14 protein-coding genes are annotated in these 15861 nt (G+C 46.1%); 10 read left to right on the top strand and 4 right to left on the bottom strand.

Going from position 1 to position 15861, the window contains the following annotated elements; all coding sequences use genetic code 11:
* Positions 1–146 precede the first annotated feature (146 nt).
* From ABD960_RS00260 to ABD960_RS00235, 6 genes are all read left to right on the top strand, one after another.
* The gene (locus tag ABD960_RS00260) at positions 147–965 is read left to right on the top strand and encodes an alpha/beta fold hydrolase (RefSeq protein WP_345328756.1); all 819 of its coding nucleotides are present in this window, start codon (positions 147–149) and stop codon (positions 963–965) included.
* On the top strand, positions 962–1585 hold the full coding sequence (locus tag ABD960_RS00255; protein WP_345328754.1) for a lysophospholipid acyltransferase family protein: 624 nt from the start codon (positions 962–964) through the stop codon (positions 1583–1585). The genes ABD960_RS00260 and ABD960_RS00255 overlap by 4 nt, the downstream gene beginning before the upstream one ends.
* Positions 1586–1605: 20 nt before the next feature.
* Positions 1606–2229, top strand: coding sequence for a lysophospholipid acyltransferase family protein (locus tag ABD960_RS00250; RefSeq protein ID WP_345328752.1), 624 nt, complete (start codon positions 1606–1608; stop codon positions 2227–2229).
* A gap of 2 nt (positions 2230–2231) precedes the next feature.
* Positions 2232–3320, top strand: a complete 1089-nt coding sequence (locus ABD960_RS00245) for a glycosyltransferase family 2 protein (RefSeq protein ID WP_345328750.1) — start codon at positions 2232–2234, stop codon at positions 3318–3320.
* The gene (locus ABD960_RS00240; RefSeq protein ID WP_345328748.1) at positions 3299–3961 is read left to right on the top strand and encodes a carotenoid biosynthesis protein; all 663 of its coding nucleotides are present in this window, start codon (positions 3299–3301) and stop codon (positions 3959–3961) included. Before ABD960_RS00245 ends, ABD960_RS00240 begins: the two co-directional genes overlap by 22 nt.
* A gap of 65 nt (positions 3962–4026) precedes the next feature.
* Entirely contained in the window at positions 4027–4878 is an 852-nt protein-coding gene (locus ABD960_RS00235; protein WP_345328746.1) for a 4-hydroxy-3-methylbut-2-enyl diphosphate reductase, read from the top strand.
* Between the two features lie 35 nt (positions 4879–4913).
* On the opposite strand, the gene ABD960_RS00230 is transcribed toward ABD960_RS00235, so the two are convergent.
* Positions 4914–6785, bottom strand: coding sequence for a vWA domain-containing protein (locus ABD960_RS00230; RefSeq protein ID WP_345328744.1), 1872 nt, complete (start codon positions 6783–6785; stop codon positions 4914–4916).
* 85 nt (positions 6786–6870) lie between these two features.
* On the opposite strand from ABD960_RS00230, the gene ABD960_RS00225 reads away from it, so the two are divergent.
* From ABD960_RS00225 to ABD960_RS00215, 3 genes are read left to right on the top strand one after another with little or no spacing between them, the layout of a single operon-like run.
* A complete protein-coding gene (locus tag ABD960_RS00225; protein WP_345328742.1) occupies positions 6871–7443 on the top strand; it encodes an RNA polymerase sigma factor in 573 nt (190 codons plus the stop codon).
* A complete protein-coding gene (locus tag ABD960_RS00220) occupies positions 7436–8635 on the top strand; it encodes a TonB family protein (RefSeq protein WP_345328740.1) in 1200 nt (399 codons plus the stop codon). Before ABD960_RS00225 ends, ABD960_RS00220 begins: the two co-directional genes overlap by 8 nt.
* A 59-nt stretch (positions 8636–8694) precedes the next feature.
* Positions 8695–10485: a DUF885 domain-containing protein gene (locus tag ABD960_RS00215; RefSeq protein WP_345328738.1), complete on the top strand. Its 1791-nt coding sequence runs from the start codon at positions 8695–8697 to the stop codon at positions 10483–10485.
* 79 nt (positions 10486–10564) lie between these two features.
* Here the strand turns inward: ABD960_RS00215 and bshA are convergent, their stop codons facing one another.
* The 3 genes from bshA to ABD960_RS00200 form a co-directional block, all read right to left on the bottom strand.
* The gene (gene bshA, locus ABD960_RS00210; RefSeq protein ID WP_345328736.1) at positions 10565–11698 is read right to left on the bottom strand and encodes an N-acetyl-alpha-D-glucosaminyl L-malate synthase BshA; all 1134 of its coding nucleotides are present in this window, start codon (positions 11696–11698) and stop codon (positions 10565–10567) included.
* Positions 11699–11814: 116 nt separating this feature from the next.
* On the bottom strand, positions 11815–12990 hold the full coding sequence (locus ABD960_RS00205) for a hypothetical protein (RefSeq protein ID WP_345328734.1): 1176 nt from the start codon (positions 12988–12990) through the stop codon (positions 11815–11817).
* Positions 12991–13001: 11 nt separating this feature from the next.
* Positions 13002–13214 carry a DUF2442 domain-containing protein gene (locus ABD960_RS00200; protein WP_345328732.1) on the bottom strand — a complete coding sequence of 71 codons (213 nt, stop codon included), beginning with the start codon at positions 13212–13214 and terminating at the stop codon, positions 13002–13004.
* A 254-nt stretch (positions 13215–13468) separates the two neighbouring features.
* Here ABD960_RS00200 and ABD960_RS00195 point away from each other — a divergent pair, with 254 nt between their 5' ends.
* Positions 13469–15739 (top strand): aconitate hydratase, encoded by a 2271-nt coding sequence (locus ABD960_RS00195; protein ID WP_345328730.1) that lies wholly within the window; start codon positions 13469–13471, stop codon positions 15737–15739.
* Positions 15740–15861: the final 122 nt, after the last annotated feature.

Below are 15861 nucleotides of genomic sequence, written 5' to 3'. Positions count from 1 at the left end.
GAGGCTTCAAAAATACTATAAATACCTTGTACACTGCTAAACTGAGGGGTATATATTACAAAATAATGATCAGTATCATGTTTACTATCACACGCAATTACACACTGCAGCAAACTTTTTAGCAGGTATTTGTTAATATTGCCGCAATGGGTTATTTACACATCCCGCAGTTAGGGCAGGTACACTATCACGAATACGGTACGGGTAGCAAGCCGCTGCTGGCTTTTCATGGCTACGGCATGACGGGTAAACAGTTTCACGTGCTGGAGCAATCGGTACTGCCCGAATATCATGTTTACGGTTTTGATCATTTTTTTCATGGCGGCAGCGCGCTAAAGGACTGGAGCGAGCAGCAGATCATTCAGGGTATGCCCAAAGCGCTGGTGCGCAATTACGTAGAGGAGTGGTTTAAACTGCATGGCAGGCAACGCTTTTCGGTACTGGGCTACTCCATCGGTGCTAACCTGGCGCTGATACTGGTTGAGGAGTATGCTGACCTGATAGACGAAGTGATATTGATGGCACCTGACGGGCTGTTTGTGTATAAGGGTTTCCATATATTAACGCATAAAACACTGGGCCGCTACCTTTTCCGTACCGTTACCAAGAGCAAATGGATAGCGCCATCATTATTAAAAACACTTAAACGCGTGGGTTTTATTGATGAAAGCCTGTATAAAATTGCCTGGAGCGAAATGGATACCGAACAAAAACGCCTTGATGTATATTATACCCTCAACCTGATAAAACGCTTAAAACCCGATACACAAAAGGTGGCACAACTTATTAATCAGCATAATATTAAATGCCGTTTAATTTTTGGCAGGCATGATAACTTGTTCCCTAAGCGGGAGGCTCAACCCTTTATCAACACCTTAAATAACCCCGAGGTGCATGAGGTTGACCTTGGGCACTGGCTGGTAACTGCCGATCTGGATAAATATTTAGTTAAATTTAAAGTATGATACCCGCCCGCAGAGTAAGCCTTTTCAGCAACTGGTTTGCCCGGTACATGCGCTACCGCATACACAAGGCCTTTAACCGCGTGGTTGTTATGCCTTTCAAGCCCAAACCCGGCCACTCGGTACTGCTGCTGTGTAACCATTTTAGCTGGTGGGATGGTTTTTTTGGTAATTACCTGGCTTACTGGCACCTTAAACGCAAGTTATTCATCATGATGCAGGAAGACCACCTGCGTAAGCGGATGTTGTTTAACCTATTCGGCGGCTTCTCCATCGAAAAAGGCTCGCGCGAGATGATCAAATCATTACAATACGCGGCAGGTTTACTAAACGACCCCGACAATTTGGTGGTGGTTTTTCCGCAAGGCGAACTGATATCAAACCATGCTACCGAAATTGAGATTGGAATTGGTATTGAACGGTTGATAAAAAATATTAAAGGCCCCTGCCAGGTTGTATACTCCTGCGTACTGATAGACTATTTTGAAAGCCTGAAGCCATCGGCCTTTATCCATTTGTTTGATTGTGGCGTGGCCGGCGAATTGCCTTTCGAACAATTGGTAAAAAATATTAATGCTCACCACAAGCAGGCTTTGGCCAATCAGATCCATGTCGACCATTAATTATTATTAAACATAAAGAAATGATCACCCCGAAAAATAATAAAATCATCCACTGGTTCTTCCACCGGTATATTTTGCGGCTGATCGATAAAAACTTCCGCTCGTTTAATTATAATAATATCGCGGTAGATGCGGACAAGTCGGTACTGTTAATCCCCAACCATTTCAGCTGGTGGGATGGCTTTATACTATACTACCTTAATTATAAACTGTTTAAAAAACGCTTCCACATCATGATACTCGAAGAAACCGTAAGCAAGGTTTTCTTTTTAAAATACATGGGCGCGTTCTCTATCAGTAAAAACTCAAAGGGGCTGATTGAGTCGCTCAACTACGCGGCTGAGTTATTAAATGACCCGCAAAACCTGGTGGTAATATTTCCACAAGGGAAGCTATACTCAAACTTTGTGCAGCAGGTTGATTTTGACAAGGGCATATTACGGGTGATAGATAAAACGCAACAAAAAACGCAACTAATCTTTTCCGCTACTTTTATTGAATACTTTGAACATAAAAAGCCGGGCGTCAACGTTTATGTAAACAAAAGCGCTGTTAACAGCTTTAATAATATACATCAATTAACTGAGGCCTACCAACAGCATTACGAGGCGGCAAGGCAGCAGCAAACACAAATAGTTATATAACAGTGATCATTGCCATATCGGTAACCTTGTTTTTTATTGTGCTGCGTTTTGTGGTTACGCTGTTCAACTTTATGTCGAACCCTAAGCTGCAGCGTGTGGGCAAATCTTACAATGATATGGTATCTATCCTGATACCTGCCCGCAACGAGGAACAGAATATTGAAAACCTGTTACGCTCTATAAGCCGTCAGGATTATCAGCATTACGAAGTCATCATCCTTGACGATAACTCAACCGATAACACTTACGCCATTTGCCGGCAATATGCAGCCGCACATGCCAATTTCAGGGTAATACAAGGTGACAACCTGCCTTCCGACTGGCTGGGTAAAAATTATGCCTGCCACCAACTGGCCAAACAGGCTAAGGGCCGCTATTTAATGTTTGTTGATGCTGATGAGGAAATAGAACGAGGGTTGATTAACAGCGCCGTGCACCGCATGCACCTGCGGCAAGTGGCTTTGCTCAGCTTATTTACCAACCAGCGTATGGTAACCCTCGGCGAAAAAGTGGTAGTACCATTAATGCATTTTTTGTTATTAAATCTTTTACCCATACGGCTTATATACCTTACCCGGCATTACGCTGTTGCCGCCGCCAGCGGTCAATTTATGTTTTTTGATGCCGAGACCTACCATGCCAACCAATGGCACAAGCAGGTACGCGATAAGGTGGTGGAGGATGTGGAGATCATGAAACTGGTAAAGGCTGCCCGCTATCGCGGCGAGGGATTACTGGCTAACGATTTAATTTATTGCCGTATGTATACCGGTTATAACGAGGCTATTCAAGGGTTCAGCAAGAACTTTCTGGCTATATTTAATTATAGCGTGCCGGGTTTCCTCGTTTACATTACCCTGCTCATCGGCGGGCCTATGCTGGTAATTACTACCCTGAACCTGCCGCTTATCGCGCTGATGGTTGGCCTCATCATTCTAACACGCATTATGATCTCCTTTTCAGCCGGGCAAAACCCGCTGCTCAACGTAATCTTACATCCGCTACAAATGGCAAGTATGGTGCTGATCGCTTTTTTCGCGGTACAGCAACACCTTACCAAAAATACCGTATGGAAAGGCCGCCAGGTATGATCCCGTTTTTAAGGAAGCCCAGGTTGCTGATTTTTGTTATTGTACTTTTTCATATAGTTGGTTACGTGGGCTTCGCGCTGCCTGCCACGCGTGACCTGTTTGAAGCTATTGTACCCTTTCACCTGTTGCTGATGCTGGGCATTATTGTGGTTAGCCACCATGAAGTTGATAACCGCTTCTGGAGTTTTTACCTTATTATATATTTTGCAGGCTATATTGCCGAGTGGATAGGCGTGCACACCGGCGCATTGTTTGGTTATTATGCTTACGGCAGTACCCTGGGTATAAAAGTGCTGAATATACCGCTGATGATCGGCGTTAACTGGTTTTTATTAGTGTATTCAACCGGGGTGCTGATGCATCGCGCCGGGTTGAAAAACCGGTGGCTGCGCATAGTGTACGGCGCATTGCTGATGGTAGCGCTCGATATACTGATTGAACCTGTTGCCATACAATTTGATTACTGGCACTGGCGTTTTGATGCCATACCGGTTTACAATTATGTATGCTGGTTTTTTGTGAGCATGTTCATGCTTTTGGTATTTGAAAACTTTGGTTTTAAAAAGCAATGCTGGGTAGGCCCTACATTGCTGATAACCCAAATGGTATTCTTCGCCGCATTGAATATTTATCCTTTATAGAATGAAAACCGCGGGCAGCCGGGCATCGTTATTTATAATATAATTTAGCGTAAATTTGTATCATCATGGGTGAGTATAATTTAAAGGTGACCATTGACCAGGATTCGGGTTTTTGCTTCGGGGTGGTTTTCGCTATTGATATGGCCGAGGAGATACTGGAGCAGGATGGCTACCTGTATTGCCTCGGCGATATTGTGCATAACGACGAGGAAGTTGCCCGCCTTAAAGCCAAAGGCCTGCGCATTATAGATCATGTCGATCTGAAAGACCTGCATAACGAGAAGGTGCTGATCCGCGCGCATGGCGAGGCTCCTGAAACTTATCGCACCGCCCTGGAAAATAATATCACCCTGATCGATGCCTCATGCCCGGTTGTGTTAAAGCTGCAAAACCGCATTAAAACATCATTTGATAACAAGGAGCAAATACTGATATTCGGTAAACATGGTCATGCCGAAGTGATCGGTTTGCAAGGGCAAACCAATAACGAAGCATTGGTATTTCAGGATATTGCCGAGCTGGACAATGCCCAACTGCCCGACAAATTTACGCTGTACAGCCAAACCACTAAAAGCACCGATAAATTTTACGCCATTAAAGAGGAACTGCTTAACCGTGGTTACGAAGTTAAAGCCAATGACACCATTTGCCGCCAGGTATCAAACCGGGATAAGGACCTGCCTGAATTTGCGGTGAAGTTTAACAAGGTGGTATTTGTATCGGGCAAAAAATCATCAAACGGCAAGGTGCTGTTCGAAGTTTGCAAAAGGCATAATCCCGACACGTATTTCATCTCTTCGGTTGAGGAACTGGATAAAGCACTCTTCGCGCCCGGCGACACGGTGGGCATCGCCGGGGCTACATCAACCCCTATGTGGCTGATGCAGGATGTAAAGAGCGCCCTCGAAGCATTCTAATTCCGTCCGGGGATCTATCAGGTTTAGGTAAGGTGCTATTTAGCGTCTGCAACCTGTTCTTCTTTGGCTAACAGGCGAGCGCTTTCGGCCAGCTTTATAAACTCGGCACGGTATCCCTCATCATCATTCCCTTTACCGGCACGGGCGGTTTTTATAGCGTGCGCATAGCTGGCCTGTTGCTTATAAGGCGAATCGCGCAGCAGCATACCAAATTCGGCAACGGCGCTGGCAAACTTCATATCAATACTGGTTTTGGCAAACTCCACAGGAACATCATTCACCACAGCCTGGCTCAAGGCGCTTTTACCCGAATTAGGTTGTTTGTACCTGAACTTAATGGTCAGCATTTCGCCGCTGCCGATATTGATCATTCCTTTGGGAGCAGCTGGTTTCTGGTATTTCAAAGGGTCAACCGAGCCGGAGTAATCATCCTTTACACCTACCGGTACAATCTCATACAAAGCGGTAACGGTATGGCCGCTGCCCATATCGCCGGCATCCTTCTTGTCGTTATTAAAATCTTCTTTGTTCAGCATTCGGTTTTCATAACCTATCAGGCGGTAAGCCTGCACTTTGGCGGGGTTAAACTCCAGTTGTAGTTTTACATCCTTGGCAACCGTAAACAGGGTGCCGCCAAACTCGCTTACCAGGGTTTTGCGGGCCTCGGTAATATTGTCGATATAGGCATAATTACCGTTGCCTTTGTCGGCCAGGGTCTCCATCTTGCTATCCTTATAATTACCCATGCCGTAACCCAATACCGAAAGGAACACGCCGCCCTCCCGCTGTTTGGTGATCAGCTTTTCCATATCATCATCGCTGGATGCACCAACATTAAAATCACCATCGGTGGCCAGTATCACGCGGTTGTTACCCTCCTTCATCAAATTTTCGTGCGCTACCTTGTAGGCCAGCTTTATACCCTCGCCACCGGCGGTTGAGCCGCCAGCTTCCAGGTTATCAATAGCGTTGTTAATGGTGGTTTTTTTATCGCCCGTGGTGGGTTGCAGCACAATACCGGCCGCCCCGGCATACACAACGATAGATACTTTATCCTTAGCGCGCAACTGGTTAACCAGCATCTTCATGGATGACTTTACCAGCGGCAACTTATTCTCTGCGCTCATGGAACCTGACACATCGATCAGAAAGACCAGGTTTGACGCCGGCAGATTTTCAGTGGGGATAGTACGTGCTTTTAAGCCGATACGCAGCAAACGGTGTTTGGTATTCCACGGTGCTGAGGTAAGTTCGGTATGTATGGCCACCGGGTCGTTATTGGCGGGGCCGGGCAGGTTGTAGTTAAAGTAGTTGATCATCTCCTCAATCCGCACCGCGTCGGCCGGAGGTAATTGTCCGCTATTGATGAAGCGGCGCACATTGCTATACGATGCCGCGTCAACATCAACTGAAAAGGTAGAAAGCGGATCGTTTGAAGCTACATGAAAACCATTTTCGGTAATGCCCTTGTAGCTTTCGGTATTAGCCGGCTGTGGCATTGCATAATTTGTTGAATAAGTTTTAGAGGCGCCTATAACACTCACCGAGGCTGACGCTACTGATCGCACTTGCCGCACACCGGAAGCCACAATCACTACTTCATTTAAAGTGCGTGAATCAGCTTCCATTCTTACATTTATTATGATCTGTTTCCTAACTCTAATTATTTGCTGCTTGTAACCAACAAATGAGAATACGAGGCTTTTCGCCGTATCGGCCAAATTAATAGTATAATGTCCCTGAGCATTTGTTTGCGTTCTTATCCGCGTGCCCTCTACAGTTACACTCACACCGGGTAATGCAGACGTATCATCCTTTACGGTTCCGCTTATGGTGCGGGTTTTGTTCGCCTGGCTGTAACCTGAAAGGCCGGCAAACATTAGTGCGATAAATAAGATATGTTTCATGATTTGTTGGTTTTTATACCAGCAGGATGCAGCTGAATACACATTTCCATAAGCCATTTAAAAAAATTATTTTGCAGCACCATAAATGAACCTCTTTAGCCGAACGATACTTCCCGATGAAGCAGATGATGAGATTTTGCTTGAGCGCTATCGAAAAGATGGCGATCTGCAGGTGCTGGGGCGTTTGTATGAAAAATATGTTCAGCTGGTGTATGGTGTATGCTTAAAATATCTGGAGGGGGAGGATGACGCCAAAGATGCCGTAATGGGCATTTTTGAGGAACTGGTGAACAAAGCCAAAGCGCACGAGGTTAAACAATTTCGCGGATGGCTGTATGTACTGGCCCGTAATTATTGCCTGATGCAGTTGCGCAGTGATAGAAAGATGCCCACAACCACTATTGATGATAACGTTATGGAATTTGCCGCTGATGTGCATCCTGATACAAAATACAATGAGGAGTACATGGCCGTTTTAGAGAAATGTATGGATAAGCTACCGGGCGGGCAGCGGCAAAGTGTTGACCTGTTTTACCTGCAGCAAAAGTGCTACAAGGAAATCGCGGACCATACCGGCATTAGCCTGAACGAAGTAAAAAGCCACATACAAAACGGAAAGCGTAACCTTAAAATTTGCATAGAAAAGAACCGTGAGTAAGCCTGCCGACATAACGAAGCAAATTCAAAAGTACCTGAACGGGGAGCTTGATGCCCGCGCCATGCACCAACTGGAGTGCGAGGCACAGAACGACCCCTTCCTGATGGATGCGTTGGAAGGTTATAGCAAAGCGGGTGCTAACCAGCAAGCCAACCTTAATGATATTGCCGGGCGCTTGCAACAACGCACCGACAAAGGCAAGGTACGGAGTATGCTGGTATGGCGGTTAAGCGCGGCCGCTTCTGTTATTGTTTTATTGGGCGCGATTGGCTTATGGCTGTATAATGACAAGCCTAAAATTAACGACAAAGCATTAGCTAAACAGGTTGAGATTGTAAAGTCGCCGGAGATGGTAGTTACCAATACTCCCAAAAAACCGGATAGCGCGCTGCAAAACTTAGCGGAAAAACCTAAAGAATCTAAATCGCCTTACATCGCGGCCGCCAGGAAAGCGAAGCCCCTACGCCAAAGAGCGAGCAGCACGGTTGCAGAACCTGCACCTGAGCCTAATGCGGCAATAACAGATACAGCTACCAGAAAAGGCGCCTCGCTCGAGGAAGTAATTGTTACAAGTTACTATCCACAAGCAAAAAGAAGTTATACAAGTGCCTCAGTAACGACAATAAAATCAAACGATTTAAAACAGAAAACCATTACCGGTAAAGTAACCGACGAACTTAAACAGCCAATACCTGGCGTAGCGGTAACCGTAAGAGACAAAGATATTGCCACTCAAACAGATGCGAATGGAAACTTCTCACTGACTGTTCCTGAAAAGTCAACCCTGAACTTTGGCTATCTCGGCTACGAGAGCAAAAAAGTAAAAGTTAAGAATCAGGATTCATTGATGATCGCTATGGAGCCTTCACAGAAAGCTTTAAGTGAGGTTGTGGTGGTAGGTTATGGCAGCAAACATAAGATCAAAGAAGCACATCCAATAAATGGTTGGGATGATTATAATGAATACCTGAAAGAAAACGCCGTTTCTCCCGATGGTAAAAAAGGCACGGTTAAACTCACTTTTGTGGTTAATGCTGATGGCTCATTAACCGATTTTGAGATCACCAAAAGCCTGAGCGATGAAACCGATCAGCAAGCCATTGCTCTGGTTAAGGATGGGCCTAAGTGGATGGCTGACAGTAGTGGTCAGCCTAAAAAGGTTAAACTGAGCATTAAATTCAGGGCCGAATAAGCATTGCTTTTGTAATTACTTTTTTGTTAGCTTTAGTGCTTAGCTAACCTCTTTACACCATGAAAAAAACTTTAATGGCATTGTGCCTTGCAGGCGCTATCGCCGCGTGCAATCAACCAGGCACAAAAAGCTCCGGCTCGTCATCAGCAGACAAGAACAAGAAGCTGAACCAGCTTTTTGATAACTATTACGAAGCTTACCTGAAACTCGACCCGCTGACGGCAACCTATATCGGCGATCCGCGCTATAATGGCGAGCTGCCCAATACATTATCCGCAGATTATCTGAAAAAATCAGAAAGCTTTTACAAGGCCTACCTCGATAGCGTAAAAACCTTTAACCGCGAGGAATTAAGCGACAACGACAAATTATCTTACGATATTTTTGTGTACGAGGCGCAAACCGCTTTGGATGGCTTTAAGCATCACCTGGAGTATTTACCCTTTAACCAAATGTTCGCGCTGCCCATAACCATCGGGCAGTTTGGCTCGGGTGGTGCGGCGCAACCGTTTAAAACGGTTAAGGATTATAACGACTGGCTTAAAAGATTAACCGCTTTTTCGGCCTGGGCTGATACCGCTATTGGCAATTTTAATAAAGGCGTTAAAACAGGAGTGGTGCTACCCAAATCACTGGTGATAAAAATGATACCGCAGATGGAAAGTTTTGTGGTTACCTCACCAGAGAAAAGCCTGTTTTACGAGCCAATAAAAAACCTGCCAAAAAATATTGCCAGGGCCGATGCCGATAAACTTACCGCCGACTACAAGAAAACCATTATGGAGGTGGCGGTGCCTGCTTATAAAAAACTGGCCCTGTATCTGAAAAACGATTATCTGCCGCATACCCGCAGTACTTCCGGCTTATCATCGGTAACAGATGGCGCGGCCAAGTACGCCCACCTGGTAAAGCAGCAAACATCAACTGACAGAACCCCGGAACAGATCTATCAAACCGGCCTTAGCGAAGTGGCCCGTATAAAAGGGCAAATGGACAGCATTAAAACACTGGTTGGCTTTAAAGGCAACATGCAGGCGTTTTTTGATTACATGCGGAATGACAAAAAATTCATGCCTTACAAAACGCCGAAGGAAGTGCTCAACGCGTTCGAGAACATCCATCAACGCATGAAACCTAATCTGAAAAAGATGTTCAGCCACGAGCCTAAAATACCTTTCGTAATCAAACAAACCGAGGCTTTTAGGGCAGCGTCCGCCAGCGCGGAGTACAACCCGGGGTCGGCAGACGGCAAGCGCCCGGGTATATTTTATGTGCCTATACTGGATGCCAAAACATTCAACGTAACATCGGGCATGGAATCACTGTTTTTGCATGAAGCCATACCGGGCCACCATTACCAGATCTCGCTTACGTTCGAAAACAACGCCCTACCTAAATTCCGCCGTTTCCTGATATTTGAGAATGCTTATGTGGAAGGTTGGGCATTATATTGCGAATCATTAGGCAAAGAGCTGGGTTTATATACCGACCCATACCAGCACATGGGTGCCCTTGGCGATGAAATGCACCGCGCCATCAGGCTTGTGGTTGACGTAGCTATACACACCAAAGGCATGACGCGCGAACAAGCCATTAAATACATGATGGATAACGAAGCCATCAGCGAGCAGGGTGCCACTGCCGAAATTGAACGTTACATGGGCATACCGGCACAGGCCTTAGGCTACAAAACCGGCGCACTTAAAATCCGTGAGCTACGCACCCGGTATGAAAAGCAATTGGGCAGCAAATTTAACCTGGCCGAATTTCATAACCAGGTATTGAAGGATGGCGCCATGCCACTCAGCGTATTCGAAACTAAAATGGATGCCTGGGCAGCCAAACAATAGTTATAGGCAAGCACCTTGTAAATTTCACGCTAAGTTTAACTTACTTAGCACAATTTGCAAGGTGCTTTTAATTTTTTGATTAAGCTTTACTACGCGCTACTACCTCAGCGTAGTAATCTTCATACTGCGGCAGGATATTTTTGAGGTCGAATATTTTAGCGCGGGCAAGTGCATTGTCTTTAAAGTTTTGCAAGCGCTGTTCATCCTCTAAAATATACACCGAGGCTTCGGCCATACCTTCAACATCACCTACATCTTTTAAAAATCCGGTTTCGCCATCAACATTCAGTTCGGGCAAACCACCGGTATTACTGCTGATCACGGGGACTTTGCAGGCCATAGCTTCCAGTGCTGCCAGGCCAAAGCTTTCGGACTGTGAAGGCATCAGGAACAAGTCAGCTACAGACAAGATTTCCTCAATGGCATCCTGCTTACCTAAAAACCGGGTTTGATCGGCCACGCCCAAATCCCGCGCCAGCTGTTCGCAGCCCGAACGTTCGCCGCCATCCCCTACCATTAATAACTTGGCAGGCACCTTTTTTACCACTTCGGCAAAAATACGAACCACGTCTTCAGTACGCTTTACCTTACGAAAGTTGGAGGTATGTACCAATATCTTTTCGCCGTTCGGCGCAATGGCCTTGCGGAAATGATCTTTCGCTTTAAAGCTGAAACGGTTAAGATCAATAAAGTTAGGGATCACCTTAATCTCGTTCTCTATCTCAAAAAAGTCGTAAGTGTCTTTTCTCAGCGATTCGGATACGGACGTTACCCCGTCAGATTTATTGATGGAGAACGTAACTACCGGTTTAAATGTCCTGTCCTTACCCACCAGGGTAATATCAGTGCCATGCAGGGTAGTAACCACCGGTATGCTGATGCCATAAGTGGCCAGTATTTGCTTGGCCATAAACGCGGCCGAGGCATGGGGTATGGCATAATGCACATGCAAAATATCAAGTTTTTCAAAACGCACCACATCAACAAGGCGGCTGGCCAGGGCGAGCTCATAAGGCTGAAATTCAAATAAAGGATAGTTTGATACCGATACCTCGTGGTAAAACAAGTTCTCGGAGAACAGGTCGAGGCGTACCGGCTGGTTATAGGTAATAAAATGCACCTGGTGGCCACGCTCGGCAAGTGCTTTACCTAACTCTGTAGCAACAACCCCGCTACCGCCAAAGGTTGGATAACAAACTATTCCTATTTTCATTTCGGTTGCAATGTTAACAGCAATTTATGTCAAAAGTGTTATCGCTTTGTAAAATCGCTGGTACAGGGCGAAAGCGCCTTAAATGGCGGGTTTTACGTGTTTAAACAAGCAACAAATTACTCGCTGTCAGCCGTTTTATCGCCGTCTGATTGAGGCTGGCCGCCTGCACGAAACCGTGGCTTAAAACCAAGTTTAGGTGCTGCGGGTGTTTCTTGTTCTGTTTTATGATCAACGGCATTATCATCTCCGGCCGATTCAGCTTTAGGTTGAGCCGTATCATCGGCAGGTTTAGGCGCATTGGATGCCCGGAATTTAGGCGTAAAGCCGAGTTTAGGTTTCGCGGCTGGCGTTGCTTCTTCCGGTTTATCCTCAATAGCAGGCGACTCCACTGCTTTTGGTTGAACTACATCATCAGCAGGCTTCGGCGCATTGGCTGCGCGGAACTTTGGCGTAAAACCCAACTTTGGTACAGCAGGTTTTTCTTCTGCAAATTCATCTTCAACCGCAGGCTTTTCTTCTGCCTTTGGCTGAGCTGCATCATCAACAGGTTTCGGCGCGTTGGCTGCACGGAACGTTGGCGTAAAACCCAACTTTGGTACAGCAGGTTTTTCTTCTGCAAATTCATCTTCAACCGCAGGCTTTTCTTCCACCTTTGGATGAGCTGCATCATCTACAGGCTTCGGCGCGTTGACAGCACGGAACTTAGGTGTAAAACCCATCTTCGGTTTTGCTGCCGGTACATCTTCGGCAGGTTTATCCTCAACTAAAGGTGTTTCTTCTGCTTTAGGCTGAACCGTTTCTTCAACCGGTTTCGGCGGATTGGCTGCTCTGAATTTTGGCGTAAAGCCTATTTTGGGTTTAGCATGTACAGTTTCTTCTGCTGATTTTTCTTCGCCGACTGGCCCCGCTTTAGGTTGCGCCGCATCTTCGGCAGGTTTTGGAACATTTGCCGCCCTGAATTTTGGCGTAAAGCCAACTTTAGGTTTAGCCGCCGGGGCATCGGCAATGCCGTCCGCTTCTTTTGGCGCCTGCCTGGCCGGCTCGGTCAGCGTTTCTACAACGGTTTGCTCGGCAAGTTGGTTCTCCTCACGAATTTTTTCGACCTTAACCTCGGGTGCTAAATGATATTGCCTGCGCAGTTTATTGAACCAGAATTTTTTGGTATGGTCAAAGCTTTTTTCGCCCATAGCCTCGTAATGGTCCTTAAACTCACCGTATAGCGCGTGATCGCCCTGCTGCAGCGCGGCAAGGTCTATCTTCTTTTTCTTAAAAAAATCCTCAAAGGTTAGCATCCGCCTGCAAATTAAAGCAAAATATCAACATCCAGCTTATTCCAGCGTATACCGTTGCCGGTAAGTTCCCAGTCTGCCTGTTCTTCCTCGGTAGCGTTAAGCAATTTAGGGTAAAAATCAAGCGGGAATGCCTGGCTTTTGCCATCGCTCTCTACATATAGCAAGCCGTTGTTAAAGCTTACCTTAATATCTTTTTTCTGCTTTCGCGATGTGAACAGTGCCATAAAACTTCCTTTTAATTAAACATCAAAATTAATATTTTAACAACAGCAAGGCACATAAGTTTATGCATCGTGCACTGTTTAAACCCTTCGGCATTCAGCCTGACTGTCAAAACAAACTACTATTTATTTAGAATATATCCAAATAACATTTGTACAAACCGCTGACAGCTTTTAGTGTTTATATTTTGTAAATTCGCCGCTAAAAGCAGCAAGGGTATTTCTTGCTATTTTACTCACCTTAAGATCAAATAATAATGGCTTTTGATATTGATATGATCAAAAAGGTTTACGAGCGTTACGGAAGCCGCGTTGAGGCTGCCCGCAAGGCTACCGGTAAACCCCTTACATTAACCGAGAAAATTTTATACGCGCACCTTTCAGGCGGAGAAGCAACTACAGCGTACACCCGTGGTACCGATTATGTTGACTTTGCACCTGACCGCGTGGCCATGCAGGATGCTACCGCGCAGATGGCGCTTTTACAGTTTATGCAGGCCGGTCGCCCAAAAGTGGCTGTACCTTCAACTGTACACTGCGATCACTTAATTCAAGCCAAAATTGGCGCTGTTGATGACCTTAACACCGCCAACAATGTAAATAAAGAGGTTTACGATTTCCTTGCTTCAGTATCTGATAAATATGGTATCGGTTTCTGGAAAGCCGGTGCAGGTATTATTCACCAGGTAGTGTTAGAAAACTATGCTTTCCCGGGTGGTATGATGATCGGTACCGACTCACACACACCCAACGCGGGCGGCTTAGGCATGATCGCTATTGGTGTTGGCGGCGCTGATGCCTGCGACGTAATGGCCGGTTTGCCATGGGAGCTAAAATTCCCTAAACTGATCGGTGTTAAATTAACGGGCAAGCTATCAGGCTGGGCTTCAGCTAAGGACGTGATTTTAAAAGTTGCCGGTATACTTACTGTAAAGGGTGGTACAGGCGCTATTGTTGAATACTTTGGCGAAGGTGCACGTTCACTATCAGCCACCGGTAAAGGTACAATCTGTAATATGGGTGCCGAGATTGGCGCTACTACCTCTATCTTTGGTTACGACGAAAAAGCTGCCGCTTACCTGAAAGGCACCAAGCGTGAAGATATCGCCGCGCTTGCCGACGCGATTGCCGAGCATTTAACCGGCGACGAGGAAGTTTACGCTAACCCTGAGCAATACTTTGACCAGGTGATCGAAATTAACCTGAGCGAGTTGGAGCCACACGTTAACGGCCCTTTCACTCCGGATCTGGCATGGCCTATCTCAAAATTCGCTACCGCGGTTAAAGAGAACAACTGGCCTACTACTTTAGAGGTGGGCTTGATCGGTTCATGTACCAACTCATCTTACGAGGATATTACCCGTTCGGCTTCTATCGCCCAGCAGGCTATTGATAAAAAACTGAAAACCAAGGCTGAGTTTACCATCACCCCGGGTTCAGAGCAGGTACGCTACACGGTTGACCGTGATGGTTACCTGGATACCTTTGCTCAAATGGGCGGTGTGGTATTGGCTAACGCTTGCGGTCCGTGTATCGGCCAATGGGCACGTCATACTGATGATCCTACACGCCGTAACTCCATTATCACATCCTTCAACCGTAACTTTGCTAAACGCCAGGACGGCAACCCGAACACACACGCGTTCGTAGCCTCTCCTGAAATCGTTACCGCATTTGCCATTGCCGGCGATTTGACCTTTAACCCGCTTACCGACTCATTAGTTAACGAGAACGGCGAGGCTGTCAAGTTTGACGAGCCGCAAGGCATCGAACTACCGGCACAAGGTTTTGCTGTTGAAGATGCAGGCTACCAGGCGCCGGCCGAAGATGGCAGTGGTGTTGAGGTAATTGTTAGTCCGACATCAGCACGTTTACAACTGCTTGATCCGTTTGCGCCGTGGGAAGGCTCGGACCTTAAAGGTTTGAAACTGCTGATCAAAGCAAAAGGTAAATGTACCACCGACCATATTTCGATGGCTGGCCCATGGTTAAAATTCCGTGGCCACCTGGATAATATATCAAACAACATGCTGATTGGCGCTATCAACTATTTTAACAATAGTGCTGATAGTGTTAAAAATGCTATAACCGGCGAATATGGCCCGGTACCTGCTACCCAGCGCGATTACAAAGCGCACGGCATCGGTACTGTAGTTGTAGGCGACGAAAATTATGGTGAAGGTTCATCACGTGAGCACGCGGCCATGGAGCCACGCCACCTGGGCGTACGTGCCATACTGGTAAAATCATTTGCCCGTATACACGAAACCAACCTTAAAAAACAAGGTATGCTGGCCATCACCTTTGCCGACCCTGCTGATTACGAAAAAATTCAGGAAGACGACAAGATCGACATCAATGGCTTAACCGAGTTTGCACCGGGCAAGCAGCTTACCGTTGTATTGCACCATACTGATGGCACGCAGGATAGCTTTGCTGTTAACCACACCTACAACGCTCAGCAAATTGAGTGGTTTAAAGCAGGTGGCGCGTTAAACATCATTCGCAAGCAACAAGCGAAAGCTTAATTTAGCTTAAAGCTGAAAGCCGAAAGCATAAAGCTTTTTATAATAGAAACGCTGCTCAAGTTGAGCGGCGTTTCTTTGTTTTTGATGTCTTGATGACAAAGGACATCATCAACAATAATTTT

The organism is Mucilaginibacter defluvii, from assembly GCF_039543225.1.
Taxonomy (GTDB): Bacteria; Bacteroidota; Bacteroidia; order Sphingobacteriales; family Sphingobacteriaceae; genus Mucilaginibacter; species Mucilaginibacter defluvii.
The sequence above is the reverse complement of the archived record's forward strand: the minus strand, read 5'-3'. Positions and strand labels throughout refer to the sequence as shown.